This window comes from Verrucomicrobiia bacterium (assembly GCA_019634625.1).
GTDB lineage: Bacteria > Verrucomicrobiota > Verrucomicrobiia > Limisphaerales > CAIMTB01 > CAIMTB01.
Genome location: JAHCBA010000003.1, coordinates 177,144 through 197,895, shown reverse-complemented (window position 1 = coordinate 197,895; position 20,752 = coordinate 177,144). Strand labels below are relative to the sequence as shown.

Annotated in this window: 15 protein-coding genes; 9 read left to right on the top strand and 6 right to left on the bottom strand. The window is 67.0% G+C overall.

Features of this window, described 5'->3' with window-relative positions:
* Positions 1 to 14: 14 nt before the first annotated feature.
* Positions 15 to 764: an exopolysaccharide biosynthesis protein gene (locus KF833_02970; GenBank protein ID MBX3744247.1), complete on the bottom strand. Its 750-nt coding sequence runs from the start codon at positions 762 to 764 to the stop codon at positions 15 to 17.
* A gap of 127 nt (positions 765 to 891) precedes the next feature.
* Positions 892 to 1,125, bottom strand: coding sequence for a ferredoxin (locus tag KF833_02965; protein ID MBX3744246.1), 234 nt, complete (start codon positions 1,123 to 1,125; stop codon positions 892 to 894).
* A 187-nt stretch (positions 1,126 to 1,312) separates the two neighbouring features.
* Between KF833_02965 and KF833_02960 the strand changes: the two genes are divergently transcribed.
* From KF833_02960 to nadD, 5 genes are all read left to right on the top strand, one after another.
* Complete coding sequence (locus KF833_02960; protein ID MBX3744245.1) at positions 1,313 to 3,385, top strand: transketolase; 2,073 nt, start codon at positions 1,313 to 1,315, stop codon at positions 3,383 to 3,385.
* A gap of 12 nt (positions 3,386 to 3,397) precedes the next feature.
* Complete coding sequence (locus tag KF833_02955; GenBank protein ID MBX3744244.1) at positions 3,398 to 4,423, top strand: response regulator; 1,026 nt, start codon at positions 3,398 to 3,400, stop codon at positions 4,421 to 4,423.
* A 16-nt stretch (positions 4,424 to 4,439) separates the two neighbouring features.
* Positions 4,440 to 8,870: a PAS domain S-box protein gene (locus tag KF833_02950; GenBank protein MBX3744243.1), complete on the top strand. Its 4,431-nt coding sequence runs from the start codon at positions 4,440 to 4,442 to the stop codon at positions 8,868 to 8,870.
* A 176-nt stretch (positions 8,871 to 9,046) separates the two neighbouring features.
* Entirely contained in the window at positions 9,047 to 11,212 is a 2,166-nt protein-coding gene (gene ppk1 / locus KF833_02945; protein MBX3744242.1) for a polyphosphate kinase 1, read from the top strand.
* Positions 11,209 to 11,808: a nicotinate (nicotinamide) nucleotide adenylyltransferase gene (nadD, locus tag KF833_02940; protein ID MBX3744241.1), complete on the top strand. Its 600-nt coding sequence runs from the start codon at positions 11,209 to 11,211 to the stop codon at positions 11,806 to 11,808. The genes ppk1 and nadD overlap by 4 nt, the downstream gene beginning before the upstream one ends.
* 149 nt (positions 11,809 to 11,957) lie before the next feature.
* Here nadD and KF833_02935 read toward each other — a convergent pair whose 3' ends face one another.
* The 3 genes from KF833_02935 to lepA form a co-directional block, all read right to left on the bottom strand.
* Positions 11,958 to 12,416, bottom strand: coding sequence for an acetolactate synthase (locus KF833_02935; GenBank protein MBX3744240.1), 459 nt, complete (start codon positions 12,414 to 12,416; stop codon positions 11,958 to 11,960).
* 740 nt (positions 12,417 to 13,156) lie between these two features.
* Positions 13,157 to 14,503: a signal peptidase I gene (lepB, locus tag KF833_02930; GenBank protein MBX3744239.1), complete on the bottom strand. Its 1,347-nt coding sequence runs from the start codon at positions 14,501 to 14,503 to the stop codon at positions 13,157 to 13,159.
* Positions 14,504 to 14,516: 13 nt separating this feature from the next.
* Positions 14,517 to 16,307 (bottom strand): translation elongation factor 4, encoded by a 1,791-nt coding sequence (gene lepA / locus KF833_02925; GenBank protein ID MBX3744238.1) that lies wholly within the window; start codon positions 16,305 to 16,307, stop codon positions 14,517 to 14,519.
* Between the two features lie 247 nt (positions 16,308 to 16,554).
* On the opposite strand from lepA, the gene KF833_02920 reads away from it, so the two are divergent.
* Complete coding sequence (locus KF833_02920) at positions 16,555 to 17,331, top strand: type II secretion system protein (GenBank protein MBX3744237.1); 777 nt, start codon at positions 16,555 to 16,557, stop codon at positions 17,329 to 17,331.
* Positions 17,332 to 17,355: 24 nt separating this feature from the next.
* Here the strand turns inward: KF833_02920 and KF833_02915 are convergent, their stop codons facing one another.
* A complete protein-coding gene (locus KF833_02915) occupies positions 17,356 to 18,201 on the bottom strand; it encodes a type II secretion system protein (protein MBX3744236.1) in 846 nt (281 codons plus the stop codon).
* Positions 18,202 to 18,499: 298 nt separating this feature from the next.
* Between KF833_02915 and KF833_02910 the strand changes: the two genes are divergently transcribed.
* The 3 genes from KF833_02910 (at position 18,500) to ispH (ending at position 20,429) form a co-directional block, all read left to right on the top strand.
* Positions 18,500 to 19,135 carry a hypothetical protein gene (locus tag KF833_02910; GenBank protein ID MBX3744235.1) on the top strand — a complete coding sequence of 212 codons (636 nt, stop codon included), beginning with the start codon at positions 18,500 to 18,502 and terminating at the stop codon, positions 19,133 to 19,135.
* On the top strand, positions 19,132 to 19,446 hold the full coding sequence (locus KF833_02905; GenBank protein MBX3744234.1) for a transcriptional regulator: 315 nt from the start codon (positions 19,132 to 19,134) through the stop codon (positions 19,444 to 19,446). Before KF833_02910 ends, KF833_02905 begins: the two co-directional genes overlap by 4 nt.
* 83 nt (positions 19,447 to 19,529) lie before the next feature.
* Positions 19,530 to 20,429 carry a 4-hydroxy-3-methylbut-2-enyl diphosphate reductase gene (gene ispH / locus KF833_02900; GenBank protein MBX3744233.1) on the top strand — a complete coding sequence of 300 codons (900 nt, stop codon included), beginning with the start codon at positions 19,530 to 19,532 and terminating at the stop codon, positions 20,427 to 20,429.
* Positions 20,430 to 20,752: the final 323 nt, after the last annotated feature.

Sequence of the window (20,752 nt, the reverse complement as noted above, 5' to 3'; positions counted from 1 at the left end):
ATTGGCAGGTCTCCCTATAACTCCAGCGGTTCCTCGTACTGCGGGTCCAGCAACCCTCCCCCAAACCGATCCTCCAACCACTGGATCACCTCCGCACCCCCCCACACGATCGCCGCAAAGAACCCCAGCGTGAGCAGAAAGAATGCCCCCCCTCCCAGCGCCGCAAGCCCGTCCTCCTCCAGCATCGCGCACGCCAGCAACACGATCGTCATGGCCGGCAGAAAGTTGCTGAACGGGATCGGCAGCGGCAGCAACAGCAGCAGCCCCGACACCAGGATCATCAACCCCATCCCCCGCCGCAGCGCCCACCACCGCACAAGCCACATCTGCCGCGGCCTCAGCAGCACCTCCAGCATCCGCACCAGCCGCCGCGTCGCCGCCAGGAACATCGGGAAGAATCTCGCCGGCAGCCGCCGGTCCAGCAGCCGCGCCGGCAGCCACGGCTTCTGACCCGTCGCCAGCCGGAACCCAATCAGCGCGATCACCACCCCGAATGGCGTTGAAAACAGCGGCAACGGAATCGGCGTGCAGAACGGGATCGCCAGCAGAATCAACAGCATGTCGTACCCGCGCCCGTGCATCACCTCCAGCACCTCCCGCAGCGACACCGACCGCTCCTCGAACGCCCGGATCAACCGCTGCAGCTCGTCCGACAACCGTCGCCCCGGCGCCAGGGGCACCGGCGGTCGAAACCCGCCCAGCTCCCCTGCCGGGCCCGGTCTCTGAGCCTCCTCCTTGCCACCCTCCTCCGCGCCCGTCTTCATGCGACACCTCGCCAACCGCCCTCGGCCTCCCTGGGCCTCTCTCGAAACCCCGCCCGCACCGCCGCAAAAAAAGGCCCGCGAGCCGACGCCCGCGAGCCTCCTGAAATCCCTCCCCTCACCGGCGCCCCTACGAACCGTCGTCCCCAATCGCCTCCACCGGGCATCCTTCCTTCGCCTCCTTGCACTGCGCCTCCTCCTCAGCCGACTCCGGCTGCTTGTAAACGTACGAGTACCCCCCGTCGTCATTCCGCTGGAAGTTGCTCGGCGCCGTCTCCCGGCACAGGTCGCAGTCGATGCACTGGTTATCCACGTAGTACTTCCCGCCGGTGTTCTCGGGATAGCGGTTCGCAAGATCGGCCATAAGTCAAAAAAACCGGGGAAAGGGTGCCCAGCCCGCCCCCGTCAGTTCAAGCCTCAATCCGGCAACCGCCAGCCTCCCGTCCCCCCTCCCCAGACTCCGCCCGTTTCCGCCTTTTCCCCGGGCGCCACCCCCATCATGCTCCCCGCCGGTACGCGCCGCAGAGGCCCAACCATCACCAAGCATCGCCATGGCCGCCGACAACTCCGTTGCCCAATCCGTTTCCGCTCCGCCCCTGTCCCCGCTCGAACTGCCAACCCGGCTCGCCCCTGCCCCAACCGACCCGCCCCGCTATGCCGTCACCGTCCGAAACGCCGCCGGCGCCGAGGTGACCGTTGCGGACCCGCGCGCCACAAGGGCCCTGGTCGCCCTCATGAACATCCATGCCGTCCAGGGTGGCGCCGCCTGTCATTGGGGAGGCCCCGCCGCCTTCGCGGAAATCAATGCCGCCATCCACGCCCTCATGTTCGCCACCCCAGGCCACCCGTGGCATGAGGCCTTCAATTACGTCAACGACGCCGGCCACGCCGAAAACGGCCTCTATGCCCTCCGCGCCAATTACGGCTTCGATGGCCTCACCTTCGCCGACCTCCGCCTCTTCCGCAGCATCGACAGCAAACTCACCGGCCACGGCGAATCCCACCTCAACCCCGAGGGCGTCCTCCTCTCCAATGGACCCCTCGGCTCATCCGTCGGACAGGCCCAGGGTCTCGCCCTCGCCGATCACGCCGCCGGTCGCCAGCGCGTCACCCTCCTCGTCGTTTCCGATGGCGCCGCCATGGAAGGCGAATCCCGCGAGGCCTTCGCCGCCATCCCCGGCCTCGCCGCCAGGGGCCGCCTCAACCCCTTCGTCCTCGTCCTCTCCGACAACGATACCAAACTCTCCGGGCGCATCACCCAGGACGCCTTCTCCATGCAGCCCACCTTCGAGGCCATGAACGACCTCGGCTGGAATGTCCTCCGCGTCCCCGACGGACATCACCTCGAATCCGTGTACCAGGCCCTCGAAAAGGCGGTTGATGAGGCCCGGGCCCATCCCCAACGCCCCGTCTGCCTCTGGGTCAAAACCATCAAGGGCTACGGCATCCGCGCCACCCAGGAAAACAGCGCCGGCGGTCACGGCTTCCCCCTCGGCAATGCCGAGAAAATCCGCGACTGGATCGCCGAAATCTACGCCGGCGACACCCCCCCCGCCGAACTCACCCATTGGGCCGCCGAACTTCACGACGCCTGGCAGCGCGCCGAGGAGGCCAGGAAGTCCAAGCCCCCCTCCCCGTCCCCGGCTCCCGCCGTCAAGAAGGACAAGGTCCAGTCCGGCCTCGCCCGCGCCGCCATCCGCGCCGCCGTCGATGGCTACCCCGTCTTTTCCATCAGTTCCGATGTCCAGGGTTCCACCGGCATCAGCCCCTTCCAGAAAACCTTCCCCGGTCGCTTCCTCGAGGTCGGCGTCGCCGAGGCCAACATGATCAGTGTCGGCGCCGGCTTCGCCAAAATGGGCTTCCTCCCCATCGTCGATACCTTCGGCCAGTTCGGGGTCACCAAGGGCAACCTCCCCCTCACCATGGCCGCCCTCTCCCAGGCCCCCGTCATCGCCCTCTTCTCCCACGTCGGGTTCCAGGACGCCGCCGACGGCGCCAGCCACCAGGCCACCACCTACTTCGCCGCCGTCAGCGCCATCCCTCACACCGTGGTCATCGCCCCCAGTTGCGCCGATGAGGCCGAGGCCCTCATGTACGCCGCCATCCAGCGCCAGGCCGACGACCGCAAGGCCGGGCGCGACGGCGATTCCTATGTCTTCTTCGTCGGCCGCGAAAACTACCCCCTCCACTGGCTCCCCGAAGCCTCCTACCCCTGGGGCCGCGCCCAGGTCCTCCAGACCGGCGACGACGTCGTCCTCGTCGGCACCGGCGTCCTGCTCGCCAAGGCCATCGAGGCCGCCCAGATCCTCGCCCAGCAGGGCGTCCGGGCCACCGTCATCAACAACCCCTTCGTCAACCGCCCCGACCTCGACACCCTCGGCGACGCCGTCCGGCGTTGTGGCGGACGCCTCGTGACCATCGAGGATCACCAGGTCGTGGGCGGCATGGGCGCCCAACTCTCCGCCGCCCTCAGCGGCGCCGGCATCCCCCATCGCCTCCGTTGCCTCGGCATCCCCGGCGAGTTCGGCCAGAGCGCCTACCTCGCCGATCATCTCTACCGCAAACACGGCCTCACCGGTCCCGGCATGGCCGAGGCCGCCGCCCAACTCCTCTCGCCCGGCTGATCCCCTCCCCCCGTGAGCACCCCGGTGCCGGCTCGCATCCTGGTGATCGACGACACGGCCGAAAATCTCCAGGTCGTCGCCACCATCCTTCAGGCCGCAGGATACCGGGTCCATGTCGCCCGCTCCGGCCGTCAGGGGATCGACCTCGCAGGCCGCGCCCAACCGGATCTCGTGCTCCTCGATGTGGTCATGCCCGACCTCGACGGCTTCGCCACCTGCCGGGCCTTCCAGGCCCATCCTGACCTCCGCGACATCCCCATCATCTTCCTCACCGCCAACCGCGAGTCCGAGGACGTCGTCAAGGGCTTCGAGGTCGGCGCCGTCGATTACGTGACCAAACCCTTTCACGCCGCCGAACTCCTCTCCCGCGTCAATACTCACCTCCAGCTTCGCGCCGCCCGCGAAAAACTCGGCCGCCTCGCCACCCAGCTCGCCCGTTACCTCTCCCCACAGGTCCACGCCGCCATCTTCTCCGGCGAACGCGCCGTCCGCCGCGAAACCCGGCGCCGCTACCTCACCGTCTTCTTCTCCGATATCGTCGGCTTCACCGCCCGCACCGAGGCCACCGGCGACGCCGAACTCGCCGCCTGGCTCAACGATTACCTCGATCGCATGGCCCAGATCGCCCAACGCCACCGCGGTACCCTCGACAAGTTCATCGGCGACTCCGTCATGGTCTTCTTCGGCGACCCCGACTCCTCCGGCCCCGACGAGGATGCCCGCCGCTGCCTCCGCATGGCCCGTGACATGGTCCGTGCCGCGCGCGATCTCGGCACCTGCATCCGTGTCGGCATCCACTCCGGCGAATGCGTGGTCGGCAACTTCGGCAGCGAGGTGCAACTCAACTACACCATTATCGGTACCGTCGTGAACGTCGCCGCCCGCCTCCAGACCGCCTCCCAACCCGATCGTATCCTGATCACCGAAACCACCCGCTCCCTCCTCGGTCCCGGCTTCCCCTGCACCCCCAACGGCCCCGTCGAACTCCGCGGCATCGCCCACCCCATCCCCACCCTCTGGGCCGAAATCCCACCCTGACGCTGCCCCCACCCCCATGCTCGCCTCCCGGATCACCCTCTCCCGGCGCATCTCGATCCTCCTCACCAGCCTGGGCGTCATCCTCATCGCCACCGCCCTCGTCGCCTTCGCCCAGTTGCGCCGCCTCGAAGGCACCTACGCCCGCCTCCTCGACCAGGATGGCCGCGCCCTCGGCGTCATCCCCCAAATCACCGTCGTCCTCCACGATGCCGCACGCCTCGTCAGCGCCCGGCTCGCCGCCACCCCCCCCCCCGAAGCCCCCCGCTGGACCGCCGAATGGGATGCCCTCCGCCAGATCCTCCGCCATAAGACCGGCGAACTCCGCAGCATCGTCCCCGATTTCTCCCAGCCCATCTCCGACTTCGAACGCGCCTTCGACTCCCTGCATCAGGTCGGACAAACCCTCGATGATGCCGCCCGCAGCGGCCGGCAGGATTGGGCCCTCCACCTCGCTCACCGCGAATTCACCCCCCGCTTCGACCGCCTCCGCACCTACCTCCCCGCCCTCGGCGACCAAATCCGCATCCATACCCTCGACCAGGCCCACGCCACCGAACTCCGCTCCCAACGCCTCATCCGCCGTACCCTCGCCTTCAGCGTCCTCGTCCTCGTCGCTGCCCTCGCCGCCGCCCAAGTCTGGGTCTGGACCTCCGTCGCCCGCCCCCTCCACGCCCTCGTCCATGCCGTCCGCCGCCTCGTCGCCGGCGATACCAACCTCCGAATCCCCGGCGGCGAACGCTCCGACGAAATCGGCCTCCTCGCCTCCGCCCTCGGTGTCTTCCGCTCCAACCTCGTCCGCCAACGCCAGCTCGAGGACGAGGAACGCGACAACGTCGAACGCCTCCGCCGTAGCGAGGCCGGCTTCCGCAGCCTCATCGAGGCCGCCCCCGATGCCCTCGTCATCACCGACGGCAATCGCACCATCGTCAGCCTCAACCGACAGGCCGAACGCCTCCTCGGCTGGTCCCGCGACGAACTCGTCGGCCGCTCCGCCGACCTTCTCGTCCCCGAACGCCTCGCCGAGGAACACGCCAGCAGCGTCGCCCATCTCCTCGACCTCCATGACCGCCTCCCCGGAGCCGCCATCGAACTCACCGGCCGCCGCAAGGACGGCTCCGAATTCCCCATCGAACTCACCATCTCCCCGTTCGAAAGCGCCGACGGCATCCGCCTCTGCTGCTCCGCCATCCGCGATGTCTCCGAACGCCGCCGCACCGAGTCCGAACTCGCCAATCAGGTCGCCTTCCAGCGCGCCCTCATCGACCGCATCCCCTACCCCATCTTCATCAAGGACGCCTCCGCCCGCTTCCTCGGCTGCAATCGCGCCTACGAACAGGCCTTCGGCATCGCCTCCCGATCCCTCCGCGGCAAAACCGTCCTCGACCTCCCCTACATCCCCCCCGACGCCCGTCGCCACTTCCACGAGGAGGACCTCACCGCCATCCGCGAACAACGCCGCTTCTCCTACGAACTCCCCATCACCTACGCCGATGGCATCACCCACGTCACTCTCTACAGCGTCGATGGCTTCTGCCTCGCCGACGGCTGCGTCGGCGGGCTCATCGGCCTCCTCGTGGACATCTCCGACCGCAAGGCCGCCGAGGAGGAACTCCGACGCAGCCAGCAACTCCTCCAGAGCGTCATCGACAACGCCGCCGCCTACATCTTCGTCAAGGACCTCGAAGGCCGCTACCTCCTCGTCAACCAGCCCTACGTCGATCTCCTCGGCCGCCCCGCCGCCGAAATCCTCGGCCGGTCCGCCAGCGACGTCTTCCCCCCCGAAACCGCGGATACCTTCGCCAAGGTCGAACGCGACGTGATCCTGCATCGCCAATCCCATGCCCGGGAGGCCACCATCCCCATCCACGGCCAACCCCGCCACTTCCTCGCCCACCGCTTCCCGCTCCTCGATGCCTCGGGCCGCCTCTTCGGTCTCGGGGGCGTCTCCACCGACATCACCGACATCAAACGCGCCCAGGAGGAGATCGCCCGGGCTCGCGATGCCGCCGAAGCCGCCAACCGCGCCAAGTCCGCCTTCGTGGCCACCATGAGCCACGAAATCCGGACCCCCATGAACGCCGTCATCAATCTCACCGCCCTCGCCCTCGAGACCCCCCTCTCCCAACGCCAGCGACAGTACCTCTCCGTCGCCCATTCCTCCGCCCGCGGCCTCCTCGCCCTCCTCAATGACATCCTCGACTTCTCCAAAATCGAGGCCGGCCGACTCGAACTCGAACACGCCCCCTTCACCCTCCGCCTCCTCCTCGAGGAGGTCGCCGACTCCTTCCGCGGTCGTGTCCTCGAAACCCGCATCGAATTCGGTGTCCTCGTCGCCGACGACGTCCCCGATGCCCTCGTCGGCGATACCCTCCGCCTCCGCCAGGTGCTCACCAACCTCCTCGGCAACGCCTTCAAGTTCACCGAACACGGCGAAATCGCCGTCCGCGTCGCCTCCGCCCCGGACAACCCTTCCCATCCGGACTCCCACGCTCCCCGCCCCGCCCCCTCCGACACCGTCCGCCTCCGCTTCACCGTGGCCGATTCCGGCATCGGCATCGCCCCGGACAAACTCGAACGCCTCTTCGAGGCCTTCAGCCAGGCCGATTCCTCCACGTCCCGCCGCTACGGCGGCAGCGGACTCGGCCTCGCCATCTGCCGGCGTCTCGTCGAACTCATGCACGGGCGCATCGAGGTCCGCAGCCAGCCCGGTCAGGGCAGCGAATTCTCCTTCACCGCCCAATTCAGCCTCGCCTCCGAAACCGCCCCATCCCACCCCTCCCCTCCGCTCCCCAACAGCCTCCTCAACACCCCCGCCCTCGTCATCGAAAACGCCAGCCTCAGCCGCGAACTCCTCGTCACCATGCTCCGCCGCTTCGGCCTTCAGGCCGACGGCGTCGCCACCGCCGACGAAGGACTCCGCCTCCTGAACCCTCCGGACATCCCCGCCACAGCCCCCCCCTATCGCCTCGTCATCCTCGACTGGTTCCTCCCCGACCTCCCCGGACTCGAAGTCGCCCGTCGCCTCCGCCAGCTCCCCGTCGGTCCCGATCTCGCCATCATCCTCGTCGGCTCCCACGCCACCGACGACGACGAACGCGCCGCCCGCGATGCCGGCGTCTCCGCCTTCCTCCCCAAACCCATCACCGGCTCCCTCCTCCTCGACGCCATCACGCGGGCCACCGGTCTCCGCCCGGAAATCTCCGCCTACCCCCCTCCCGATGCCCCGCCCCCCTCCTTCCTCCAGCAACGCCGAATCCTCGTCGCCGAGGACAACGAGGCCAACCAGTTCGTCGTCCGCGAAATCCTCGAACAGGCCGGCGCCTCCGTGGACCTCGCCGCCAACGGGCACGCCGCTCTCGAACGGGTCCTCGCCCATCCCTATGACCTCGTCCTCATGGACATGCAGATGCCCGGTATGGACGGCCTCGAAGCCACCCGCCGCATCCGCGAACAATTCCCCCCCTCCACCCTCCCCGTCGTCGCCCTCACCGCCAATGCCCTTCGCTCCGATGTCGATGCCTGCCTCGACGCCGGCATGAACGACTACGTCGCCAAACCCATCGAGCGCTCCACCCTCTTCGCCACCCTCGCCCGCTGGCTCCCCACCCCCGCTCCCCCCGAATCAACATCAGAATCCCCATCGGAGTCGCAGTCGGAGTCGGAGTCGGAATCGGAATCGCCATCGCCATCGCAGTCCACCCCCGACCCCGACCCCGATCCCTCCGCCATCCCCCAACCCCCTCCCAAACCACGCACCCCGCGCCGCCCCCGCGCCCCGACTCATCCCGAATTGGAACTGGGCCTGCCCAACCCTCCTTCCCCCCAACCGCCCCCACCCTCCGAACGCCTCCCCGGCGTGGACCTCGCCGACGCCGCCCAGCGCCTCGGCCTCCCCCAGGATGCCATCGAGTCCCTTCTCCTCCGCTTCGCCGATGGCCAGCGTACCGTCGTGGACGACCTCCGCCGTGCCATCGCCGCCCGCCAACCCGACGAAGCCCGCCGCCTCGCCCATTCCCTCGCCGGCGCCGCCGGCAACCTCTCCATCCTGGAACTCCGGCGCCTCGCCAAGACCATCGAACTCGCCCTCCGCTTCGAACAGGGCAACCTCCCCGCCATGCTCGACGAACTCGACCGCGAAGCGGCCCGCGTCTTCGCCGGACTCGACGCCCTCGCCCATGAGCGCACCCACCCCCCCGAAGCCCACCCGCCCCTCCCTGCCATCCCGTCCACCTCCACCGACTCCATCCTCCTCACCCTCGCCGACCACCTCGACTCCGGCGATCTCGCCGCCATCGACGACACCGCCAAAACCCTCCGCCAGGCCCCCTTCCCCGCCGAACACCATCCCGACCTCGACCGCCTCCACGAACTCATCGCCTCCTTCCTCCACGACGACGCCGCCCGCCTCGCCCGCGATCTCGCCGCCCGCCTCGGGCCTCCCTCATAGGCGCCGACGTCTTGATGCGAATCGGGAATCCCGAATCGGGAATCAACCTCGCCCCCCCATTCGCCACTCGCCACTCGCCACTCGCCACTCGCCACTCGCCACTCACCACTCGCCATCCCCCCACCCCGAAACCGCTCGCCCGTCCGCAGCCCGCCGGTATCCTCTCCGCCGGATTCATGAGCCGCCCTTCCGAACCGCACGCCGCGCCCAGGTTCCTCAACCGCGAACTGAGCTGGCTCGAATTCAATCATCGCGTCCTCGAAGAAGCCCGGGACCCCTCCAATCCCCTCTTCGAGCGGGTCAAGTTCTTCTGCATCGCCAGCTCCAACCTCGATGAATTCTTCGAGGTCCGTGTCGCCGGCCTCCGCCAGCAGGTCGCCGCCGGCGTCCAGGAACGATCCCCCGACGGTCTCCTCCCCATCGACACCCTCGAATCCGTCCGCCTCCGCATCCGCCGCCAGGTCGAGGACCTCTACCGATGCTGGCGCGACGATCTCGTCCCCGAACTCGCCCGCCAGAACATCCACTTCCTCGCCATCGAAGACCTCTCCCCCTCCGATCTCGCCTGGCTCGACACCTTCTACCGGGAACAGGTTCATCCCGTCCTCAGCCCGCTCGGGATCGATCAATCCCACCCGTTCCCCCACCTCGTGAACAAAATGCTCAACGTGGTGGTCAGGCTCCTCGATCCCACAGGCCCCGCCCCCGTCGAGAAACTCGGCGTCGTCCAGGTCCCCGGCAACCTCCCCCGCCTCGTCCGTCTCCCCCGTACCGACGGCCGCCACGACTTCGTCCTCCTCGGGCGCGTCATCGGCCACTTCCTCGGCCGGCTCTTCACCGGCATGCGCATCCTCGGCCACTGGAACATCCGGGTCACCCGCAACGGCGAACTCTACATCGACAGCGAAAGCCGCCTCAGCGTCCTCCGTGCCGTCGAAAACGAACTCCAACACCGATTCCAGGGCGAAGCGGTCCGGCTCGAAGTGGACCACGAATGTCCGCCGGACGTCTGCCAGACCCTCCTCGACCACCTCCACCTCGGACCGGAGGACCTCTACCGCATCGACGGCCCCCTTCACCCCGGCCGCATCGCCGCCATCGGCGACGGCGTCCATCGCCCCGACCTCAAGGATGCCCCTCACATCGCTCCCCTCCCCGCCGGATGGCGCGGCGATGCCGACCTCTTCGCTGCCATCCGCGAACGGGACATCCTGGTCCACCATCCCTACGAAAGCTTCGAAACGGTCATCGCCTTCCTCCAGCAGGCCGCCAGCGACCCCCAGGTCCTCGCCATCAAACAGACCCTCTACCGCACCGGAGGCGATCCCCGCATCTTCAACGCCCTCACCACCGCCGCCCGCCTCGGCAAACAGGTCACCGCCATCGTCGAACTCCAGGCCCGCTTCGACGAACGGAACAACATCGACTCCGCCCGCAAACTCGAGGAAGCCGGTGTCCACGTCGTCTATGGCCTCCTCGGCTACAAAATCCATGCCAAGGTCGCCCTCGTCGTCCGCGCCGAACCCGAGGGCATCCGACGCTACCTCCACCTCAGCACCGGCAACTACAACGCCACCACCTCCCGCATCTACACCGACCTCGGCCTCTTCACCTGCCGCCGCGACTTCGGCGAGGATGCCACCGCCCTCTTCAATCTCCTCACCGGCATCTGCCAGTTCCAGCCGATGCGCCGTTTCCTCGTCGCTCCCTTCGAACTCCACCGCCGCGTCCTCGAGTTCATCCAGCAGGAGGCCCGCAATGCCCAAAACGGCCTCCCCGCCCGCATCGTCGCCAAAATGAATTCCCTCGTGGACCCCGCCATCATCGAGGCCCTCTACGAAGCCTCCCGCCTCGGCGTGTCCATCGACCTCGTCGTCCGCGGCATCTGCTGCCTGCGCGCCGGCGTCCCCGGCCTCAGCGACAACATCCGCGTCCGCAGCATCGTCGATCGCTTCCTCGAACACAGCCGCATGTACTACTTCGAAAATGCCGCCAACCCCCGGCTCTGGATCGGCAGCGCCGACTGGATGCCCCGCAATTTCTTCCGCCGCATCGAGGTCTTCTTCCCCATCCTCGACGGCACCCTGCGCGACCGCCTCATCCACGAAATCCTCGCCGCCAATCTCCAGGACAACGCCAGGGCCCGCCTCCTCCGTCCCGACGGCACCTACTCCCGCACCACACCCGGCCAGGCCGATCCCCCGCCGTTCCGCTGCCAGCAGGCCCTCCTCCTCGCCGCCCAGCAGCGCCACTCCCCCTCCGACCCCGCCGCCACAGGCCCGACCGCCTCCCGCCGACGGCCCCCGCGCGTCACCGTCCGCCGCCGACCCGATCCGGAATGATCCCGGCCCGGCGCATCGGCCTCTACGGAGGCTCATTCGATCCTGTGCACCTCGGCCACCTCCTGGTCGCCCAGAGCGCCGTCGAGGAACTCGCCCTCGATCGCCTTGTGCTCATCCCCGCCGCCCAGTCCCCCTTCAAACCCGGCTCCCAACCCGCCCCCGGACCGCTCCGCACCCGGCTCCTCCGCCTCGCCTTCGCCGGATTCCCCCGCACCGAAGTGGACACCCAGGAACTCGACCGGGGCGGCATTTCCTACAGCATCGACACCGCCCGCACCTGGAGGGACCGCTTCCCCGAAGCCACCCTCTTCTGGCTCATCGGCGAGGATCATGTTGCCGCCCTGCCCCGCTGGCGCGACGCCCCGCTCCTCGCCCAATGGCTCGAATTCGTCGTCATCCCCCGCCCCGGCGCACCTCCCGCCCCGGACCTCCCCCCCCCCTTCCGACTCACCCGCCTCCGCGGCTTCCCCCTCGCCCTCTCCTCCTCCCAGATACGGACCCGAACCGCCGCCGGCCAACCCATCCACCACCTCGTCCCCCCCGCCGTCGCCGAAGCCCTCCTCCAGGAACGCCCCTACCCCCCATCCAATCCCTAACCCCATTCCTCAGCCCTCAGCCCTCAGTTTTCAGGTCTCAGGCTTCAGGTTTCAGGCTTCAGGTCTCAGGTTTCAGGCTTCAGGTCTCAGGCTTCAGGTCTCAGGTCTCAGGCTTCAGGTCTCAGGCTTCAGGCTTCAGGTCTCAGGTTTCACCTCGCCAAATCCCCCTGTCCCAGCACCCGGATCTGATGACGCCTCAACGCCTCGGCCGCCACGTCCATGTCCTCGATGTTCAACGCCAGCAGCGGACGACCATTCGGCAGGGCCAGGAAGGCGTACATGTAATGAATGTTGATCTCCGCCTCCAGCAGCGCCGCCAGACACACCTCCACCCGGCTCTCCACATCCACCTCCACCACCAGAATCGTCGCCTCCGTGTAGGGGAACCCGTGCTCCTCGAACAACGCCCGCGCCCGCTCCGGATCATCCACCACCAGCCTCAGAATGGCGCTGTCCGTCGTGTCCAGCACCGTCACCGCCAGGATGTGCACCTCATGCTGCTTCAACAGGCTGCTCAGGTCATGGATCCGCCCCAGCTTGTTCGCCACGAACACTGAAAACTGCCGCACCGGCTCGTTCCCCGGACATGTCAACGTGGAGGAAGACATGGTCGCGGAGAGTGCCCCCCGCCCCCCGTTTTGCACGCCCAATCTCCAAAGCAAACCCACCACCCGTGCATCCCCGAAGCTATCGGTGAGAACCCAGCGATTCGGAGGGACGAGCTCCGCGAGTCCCCATCCCATCGCTCCACTCCCTTGCGGCCTCGTGGAACTCGGCCCTCCGATTTCACCACCCCGCTTCACCCTTCGGAGGGACGAGCTCCGCGAGTCCCCATCCCATCGCTCCACACCCATTCTCCCCCCTCGGTCCTCGTACTCAGCCCGAAGGGCGGTACTCGTTCTCGTCCTCGTCCTCGATCCCGCAGGCGCACCCCTTCGAACCTCACCTCACGGCTGCCCCGATGCGTTCAGCCTTGCCCGGACCTCCCATTCCATAGGGCAACCGGGAAGGGCGAAGGGAAAGGGACGATTACGATTACGAGTACGAGTACGAGGCCTGCTGCATGAACCCGAGGTGCATCCTCTCGAAGGGGGGTTGGTGGTGCCCACCAAGGCGGATCACCGCGAAACTCCCCGTGATCCCAATGATCCTGGAAGCTTCACCTTCGATCGGGTCCCAGAAACGCGGAGGGTTTCCAGACATTAGCCGGGGGTCCAGCCCGGCTCCGCGGGTTCGACCCCCGGTGAGAAGTCCCACCCCGCTCACGACCCCGACAGGGGTCGCAGATCCCATCCCTCAATCCCGCAGGCACACCCTTTCGAACCTCACCTCACCGCCGCCCCACGGCTTAGTCCACCCTCGATCCCCAGCGGGAGGTGAACGGCCACCACACAAAGCAGTATTTCCCCACCACGTTGGTCTTCGGAAAATCCCCCCATCCCCGCGAATCGAAACTGTTCATGGTGTTGTCCCCCATCACCATGTACCGGTCCGGCCCCACCTGGATCTCGGAACTCCCGTTCGGGAAATACGACGCCACATCCTGAAACGGCCGCCCCATCGCCCGGAACACCGTCCCGTTCAGGTGCCCCGAATACTCGCTCTCCGCCGGCGGCCCGGAAAATCCGTACACCTTCCCGAAATGCGGCGTCGTCGCATCCAGCGGCTGCCCGTCAATCACCAGCCGCCGGTCGTCGCCCAGACGCACCCGCTCCCCACCCAGCGCCACCAGACGCTTGATGTAAAACTGGTCGGGTGGCAGCCGGTGAATGCCCCGTGTCTCGAACACGATGATCTCCCCCCGCTGCGGCGGACGGAAGTTATAGGTCAGCCGGTCCACAAAAAGGTGATCCCCCGCCGAATCCCGCAACCGCAGCAGCACTTCGCCCTTCCGGAAGGTCTGGCCCGGCCTCAGCGGCTGAAACGGCTCCGGCCGTTCCCACCCCAGCACCCCACGCAATCCCGTCAGATCCCCGTTGTGCCCGTCCACCGGCGAAAACCAGATCCGATGCGACTTGTCCCACGTCCGCCCCCCCTCCGCGTACCGCACCACGATGTCCTGGTACTTCACCATGAACCGCGAACCCCGCGGCTGGATCCCCAGCACCTGTCCGTCCGCCTCCGCAATCAACTCGTGGTGAAACGTTCCCCGCAACACCCCCGAAAACACCCGCCTCACCATCCCCGGCGTCGCCACATCGGGCCGGTCCCGCAGATCCTCGAAATGCACCCCGTACAAGGTCGGCTGCATCGATCCGGTCGGGATCTTGAACGGCTGCAGAAAGAATGTCCGGATGGCCATGGCCACCCCGATCGCCACCAGAAACACCTCGACGTTCTCCCGGATCGAGGCGTGAGCGTACGGCCGCAGCCACTTCTGCGCACTCTCCTCCAACTTCACCATCCCCGCCTCCAACTGCGCCCGGTCCGGCCCCGACCGCAGCACCCGGTCGAACGCCCGGATCCCCTCGTCGATCCCCGCCACCGCCGCCGCCGACAACTCGTCCCGCTGAAAATTGCGGATCTTCCAAACGTGCTTCCGCACCTCCACCGCATGACGAAACCGCCTCGAAAGGAACCAGCGACACAGCATCGACGGATGCCGGAAACACTGCCGCAACCCCCCGGAAGGCAGGGAAGGTGTCGTTGCGCCCAACGATGTGGCGGCCCCGGGCAAGGTCTCGGCAGTGCTCATGTTCGAATTCGGCTCAGGCCTTGAGCACCTCGATGAAGGCTTCCTGCGGGATGTTCACCGACCCGATCGACTTCATCCGCTTCTTTCCCTCCTTCTGCTTCTCCAACAGCTTCCGCTTCCGCGAAATGTCGCCCCCGTAACACTTCGCGGTGACGTCCTTGCGCAGCGCACTGATGGACTCCCGTGCGATGATCTTCCCGCCGATCGCCCCCTGGATCGCCACCTGGTACTGCTGCCGCGGAATGACGTCCTTCAACTTGGCCGCCAGCGCCCGCCCCCGCCCTTCCGCCTTCGACCGGTGAACAATGCACGAAAAGGCATCCACCGACTCCCCGTTCACCAGCATGTCCAGCTTCACCATGTCCGACACCTCGTACCCGGCCGTCTCGTAATCCATCGACCCGTACCCCCGGGTGATCGATTTGATGCGGTCATGGAAGTCGATCAGGATCTCGTTCAGCGGAATCCGACCCGTCAGCATCACCCGCCTCGTATCCAGCGTCTCCGTGTGCGCAATCACACCCCGCTTCTCCGAAATCAGGTTCATCAGGTCCCCGATGTACTCGTTCGGCGTGATCACAAACGACTTCACCATCGGCTCCTCAATGGCCTCGATGTACGTCACCTCGGGCATGAACGCCGGGTTGTCCACCTCCTTGATCTCCCCGTCCGTCATCATCACCCGGTACACCACCGACGGATACGTCGCGATGATGTCCATCCCGTACTCCCGCCGCAGCCGCTCCTGCACAATCTCCATGTGCAGCAACCCCAGAAACCCGCAGCGAAACCCAAACCCCAGCGCCACCGACGACTCCGTCTGAAATACAAAGGCCGAGTCGTTGAGCTGCAACTTCTCCAGCGCCGCCTTCAAATGCCCGAAATCCGCCGGGTTGATCGGGTAAATCCCCGAAAACACCATCGGATGCACCTCCTGAAACCCCGGCAACGGAGGCGACGGATGACGCGGATCCGTCAGCGTGTCCCCCATCTTCACGTCCTTCGGGCTCTTGATGTTCGCCGTCATGTACCCGGTCTCGCCCGTCGTCAGGCAGTCCCGCACATACGGCTTCGGATTGAAGCTGCCCACCTCCTTGATCTCCACCGTCCGGCCCGAATGCAGCAGCTTCAACTGCGTCCCCGCCCGCAGCTCGCCGTTGAACACCCGCACATGGGAGACCACCCCCTTGTACGTGTCGAAATAGCTGTCGAACACCAGTGTCTGCAACGACGGCGCCCCGGTCGGCTTCGGCGGCGGAACCCGCGCCACAATCGCCTCGAGAATGTCGTCAATCCCGATCCCCTGCTTCGCACTCGCCGCAATCGCCGTGTCCGCCGGAATCGCCAGAATCTCCTCGAGCTGCTGACGCGCCTGCGCCACGTCCGCATGCGGCAGGTCGATCTTGTTGATCACCGGGATGATCGTCAGGTTCTGCTTCATCGCCAGGTGCACGTTCGCCACCGTCTGCGCCTCCACCCCCTGGGCCGCATCGATGATCAGCAACGCCCCCTCGCACGCGCTCAAACTCCGCGACACCTCGTACGCAAAATCCACGTGCCCCGGCGTGTCGATCAGGTTCAGCTCGTACTCCTCCCCGTCCCGCGCCCGGTAATACATCGTCACCGGATGCGCCTTGATCGTGATCCCACGTTCCCGCTCCAGATCCATCGCGTCCAGCAACTGCGCCTGCATGTCCCGCTCCGCCACCGTCCCCGTCCGCTGCAGCAGCCGGTCCGACAACGTCGTCTTCCCGTGGTCGATGTGCGCGATGATCGAAAAATTACGAATATGAGCTGTGTCCATGGGCCTGCAGGCACCGCCGTCCGCCCGACATCCCCACGGAATGCCGCACCCCGACCCCCGGCGACAGGAAGCAAGGTCCCGCGAAGGTAATCGGCGGGCCCCACCAGCCAAGGCAAATCCCTCGATCCTCAGATAGAGGTCCTCAGATTGAGGTTGCACGCATCCCCCTCCATCCAGCACAAACATCCCGATTCCCCGTGCGACTCCGCCCCAAGCCAATCCTTTCCTGCCCTTCCAACAACCCGTCATGAATCGTTCCCCACGTCTTCCAGCCTCGGCCCGCCGCGGGTTCACCCTCATCGAACTGCTGGTGGTCATCGCCATCATTGCCATCCTCGCCAGCATGCTCCTGCCCGCCCTCGCCCGCGCCAAGACCAAGGCCGTCCAGGTCAAGTGCATGAGCAATATCCGCCAGCTCGGCCTCGCCATCCGCATGTACGCCGACGAAGACCCCCGCGAACGCTTCCCCAATTGCACCGGCGCCGCCTGGCCCTGGGACCTCCCCGCCGCCGCCGCCAACGCCTTCGTCCGCAACGGCGGCACCCGCAACATCCTCTACTGCCCCGGCTTCTCGAAGCAGAACAACGACGAACTCTGGGCCTTCACCACCGGCAACCTCGGCGAAGTCGCCGCCGACAACGCCACCGGCTATCGCGTGGTCGGCTACGCCGTGGCCTTCCAGGGATCGGGCCGGGTCCGCGCCACCAATATCACCGAATCCATGCAGCCCGCCCCCTGGCGCATGTCCGACGGAACGATGTATGACCCCGGCCCTTCCGCCCGCGTGGTCGCCGCCGATGCCACCCTGTCCAATGGCGAGAACGAACAGGAGCGCACCCGCAACAGCTACGTCCGCGTCGATGGCGGCTGGCGCGGCCACCAGGCCGCCCACCTCAACAGCACCGGCAAACTCCCCGAAGGCGGCAACCTCCTCATGCTCGACGGCCACGTCGAATGGCGGAAGTTCAACCTCATGCGCGTCCGGACATCCCCCAACCAGTCATCCCCAGCGTTCTGGTGGTAGCCCCCCCGGCCCGGCCTGCCGCGCCTACTGCTGCCCCGCCCGCTGCAGCGGATCCCAGTAGCGCGAGTTGATCAGGCCCCGGGCGCCCCCGGTCAACGGGTCCACCGGCGGATTGATCGAGGTGCTCTTTCGCACCTCGGCATGCCCGTCGTTGAAGACCACAACGCCGTTGTTGCCATGCCGGGTGTTGTCGATGCCCTCCAGAAACGAATTCCCCGTGCCATCCCGCATCCCCGACGTCGGCCACCACAGGCTGCTGCTCCACTGCAGACTCGGCGTCGGCATGGAGTCGCCCACACAGACGTTCTCGGCCGGGCTGACAATGCTGGTCCGCTTGAACCACGGCGCTGAACTGAACTGGAAGCCCCCCACACTCACGCTCTGCGGGGTGTAGGGGTGCAACCCCAGGAAATAGGCGTTCATCCCGTACCCCACCCGGTGGGCATCGAACGCCCAGTCCCAGCGCAGATTGTGGTCCAGACGCCGCCCCTTGATGCTCGGGCACCGGAAGTAGTTGCTGGCGCTGGTGTCCCCGTACCCGACAATCGTCCGCCCCCACCAGTTGGTCAGGGACGGCCCGGCTGCGTCGGTGGTGAGGTTGTGGTTCCGATGCCCCGGAAACGTGTCGTTCCCGTCGTCGGTGTACAACTGCATGAACAACCCGATCTGCTTCAGGTTGTTCATGCACTTGATCCGGTCCGCCTTCATCTTCGCCTTCGCCAGCGCCGGCAACAGCATGCTGGCCAGGATCGCAATGATGGCGATCACCACCAGCAATTCGATCAGCGTGAATCCCGGACGGCGGCATCCAGGACGGCAAAACTCCAGGCGGCTCGTGCGCGCCGGAACGGTTGTCGGATGTGAAATCATGCTCCTCCCTCCTTGGCTTCGATCGATCATGGGCGTGAATGATTTCAATAATGATCCCACCGGGATAGGCAAGCCCCGTTTCACACCCTCGTTGACGTCCGGTGCATCCCGGAGTTGTGGGTGAGAAGGCAGCGAATCGGAGGGACGAGCTCCGCGAGTCCTCAACCCAACGCTCCACACCCTTGCGGCCTCGTGGAACCCGGCCGGCCGCGGCGACCCTCCGCGACGTTCGCACCTCTCCCCACGACTCCGGGATGCACCGGTTGACGTCCTGACTTTGCCATGCAAAGTTTGCGCGGTGAAAGACGCCTGGGCGGCCGACACTCTCCAAGTCATCCGCAACCTGATGGAGCGCTCCGCCGTGTACCGGCGCACCCTCGCCCCCATCTGCCTCGCCGTCGGAATTCTCGGCCTCGCCGCCGGCGCCTTCGGCTGGTTCCAGGACATCGACACCGCCCGCGGCTTCGCCGCCTACTGGATGGTCGTCGCCGGGGTCGCCCTCGCCCTCGCCCTCGGGGTCGTCCGCCAGCAGGCCCTCCGGGATGCCGAACCATTCTGGTCCCCCCCCGCCCGCCGCGTCGCCCAGGCCATGCTCCCTTCCCTCTTCGCCGGTGTCCTCGCCGGTCTCGTCATCCTCCTGCCCGCCTGGCGCGATCCCCTCCACGCCTGGTGGCTCCCCGGCGCCTGGATGCTCACCTTCGGCACCGCCACCCACGCCGCCGGATTCTTCATGCCCCGCGGCATCAAACTCTTCGCCTGGCTCTTCGCCACCCTCGGCGCCGCCCTCCTCCTCTACGTCAACGCCCGCTCCTACGCCGCCGGCATGCCCTCCCTCCGACACGCCCACGCGGTCATGGGCCTCGCCTTCGGCGGACTTCACTTCGCCTACGGTCTCTACCTGGCGGTGACGGAACGACGGGCCCGCCGCGCGTGAACCCAGAACCCTTCCTGCAGCTCGACCGGGTCATCCACGAGAAGGGACGCCTCGCCATCATGTCCCTCCTCGCCGCCTCCCCTTCCCTGCTCTTCACCGAGATCCGCGACACCCTCCGCATGACCGACGGCAACGCCACCACCCACCTCCGCACCCTTCACGAGGCCGGGTATGTCGCCGTCACCAAGTCCCTCGAAGGCGGCCGCTCCGCAACCAGCTACTCCCTCACCCCAACCGGCCGCCAGGCCTTCGCCGGGTACCTCCTGCTCCTCGAGGAGATCGTCGCCCAAACCCGGCCCCGACAACCCTGATCTCCGCCACTCCAGTCCACCCCGGACCTCCACCCCATCACTTTGCCAAACAAAGCCCTCAACCCCCAGCCCCCGCATCGCCCATGAAGATCCTCCGCGCCGCCCATCTCGGCATGTGCTTCGGCGTCCGCGACGCCATCACCCTCGCCCGCCAGGAGGCTGCCGCCGGCCCCGTCACCGTGCTCGGCGACCTCGTCCACAACGAAACCGTCCTCTCCCAGCTCCGCCATCAGGGCGTCCGCTTCGAACCCCGGCTCGACACCGTGCAGACCCCCACCGTCGTCATCACCGCCCACGGCGCCTCGGAACGGCGCCTCGCCGAAGTTCGCGATCGCGGACACCGCCTCATCGAGGCCACCTGCCCCCTCGTCCGCTTCGCCCACGAACGCCTCGCCGCCCTCGTGCGACAAGGTTTCCATCCCGTGATCGTCGGACAACGAAACCACGTCGAGGTGCGTGGCATGACCGAAGACCTCGCGGCCTTCGACGTCGTCCTCGATGACGCCGATGTCGCCTCCGTGGCGTCCCACCAAAAATTCGGCGTGGTGGCCCAGACCACCCAGCCGCTCTCCCGCGTTCGCCATCTCCTCGCCCTCCTTCAAACCCGGTTCCCCGACAGCCAGATCCAGTTCGCCGACACCGTCTGCCTGCCCACCAAGCGACGGCAGCAAGCCGCCGAAGACATCGCCGCCCAAAGCGATGTGGTGGTCGTCGTCGGCGGCGCCCACAGCAACAACACCCGCGAACTGGTCGCCACCTGCCGCCGCTTCGGTGCCCGTGCCCATCACGTTCAAACCGCCGGCGATCTCCAGCCCGAATGGTTCCAACCCGGCGACTCCGTCGGCATCACCGCCGGCACCTCAACCCCCGACGAAACCATCGACGCCGTCGAAGCCCGGCTTCTCGAGTGGGCCGGCACCCATTCCCAACCCGCCCTCGCCCCCTCTCCACGCGAAATCGTCCCCGTCAGCCTCCGATCCTGACCCAGCAGCCCAGCAGGGCGACTCGGGATTGGCGATTCGGGCCCGTGCACCCGTGCACCCGTGCATCCGTGCATCCCGGAGTCGTGGGGAGAACGGCGAACCTCGCGCAGCGCGCAGCGTTGCCTCGGAGGGCCGCGTTCCACGAGGCCACAATGGCGCGAAGCGTTGGGTCGCACCTAGTTATATGGTCAGGCACTTTTTATTGACGTCACATTCCGAAGCACGTCAACATAAAGTCAGGCTCAGTATTATTGACGCTCTCAAACATAAAGTCAGACTCTCTATTATTGACGCCACATTCCCTTTCCCTCCCTCCCGGCAAC

Excerpts from the sequence above, each read along its gene's own strand:
- KF833_02915 (MBX3744236.1), bottom strand. The coding sequence starts at position 18,201 with ATGATTTCACATCCGACAACCGTTCCGGCGCGCACGAGCCGCCTGGAG.
- KF833_02950 (MBX3744243.1), top strand. The coding sequence starts at position 4,440 with ATGCTCGCCTCCCGGATCACCCTCTCCCGGCGCATCTCGATCCTCCTC.
- ppk1 (MBX3744242.1), top strand. The coding sequence starts at position 9,047 with ATGAGCCGCCCTTCCGAACCGCACGCCGCGCCCAGGTTCCTCAACCGC.
- KF833_02965 (MBX3744246.1), bottom strand. The coding sequence starts at position 1,125 with ATGGCCGATCTTGCGAACCGCTATCCCGAGAACACCGGCGGGAAGTAC.
- KF833_02935 (MBX3744240.1), bottom strand. The coding sequence starts at position 12,416 with ATGTCTTCCTCCACGTTGACATGTCCGGGGAACGAGCCGGTGCGGCAG.
- KF833_02960 (MBX3744245.1), top strand. The coding sequence starts at position 1,313 with ATGGCCGCCGACAACTCCGTTGCCCAATCCGTTTCCGCTCCGCCCCTG.
- lepB (MBX3744239.1), bottom strand. The coding sequence starts at position 14,503 with ATGAGCACTGCCGAGACCTTGCCCGGGGCCGCCACATCGTTGGGCGCA.
- nadD (MBX3744241.1), top strand. The coding sequence starts at position 11,209 with ATGATCCCGGCCCGGCGCATCGGCCTCTACGGAGGCTCATTCGATCCT.
- ispH (MBX3744233.1), top strand. The coding sequence starts at position 19,530 with ATGAAGATCCTCCGCGCCGCCCATCTCGGCATGTGCTTCGGCGTCCGC.
- KF833_02920 (MBX3744237.1), top strand. The coding sequence starts at position 16,555 with ATGAATCGTTCCCCACGTCTTCCAGCCTCGGCCCGCCGCGGGTTCACC.
- KF833_02970 (MBX3744247.1), bottom strand. The coding sequence starts at position 764 with ATGAAGACGGGCGCGGAGGAGGGTGGCAAGGAGGAGGCTCAGAGACCG.
- lepA (MBX3744238.1), bottom strand. The coding sequence starts at position 16,307 with ATGGACACAGCTCATATTCGTAATTTTTCGATCATCGCGCACATCGAC.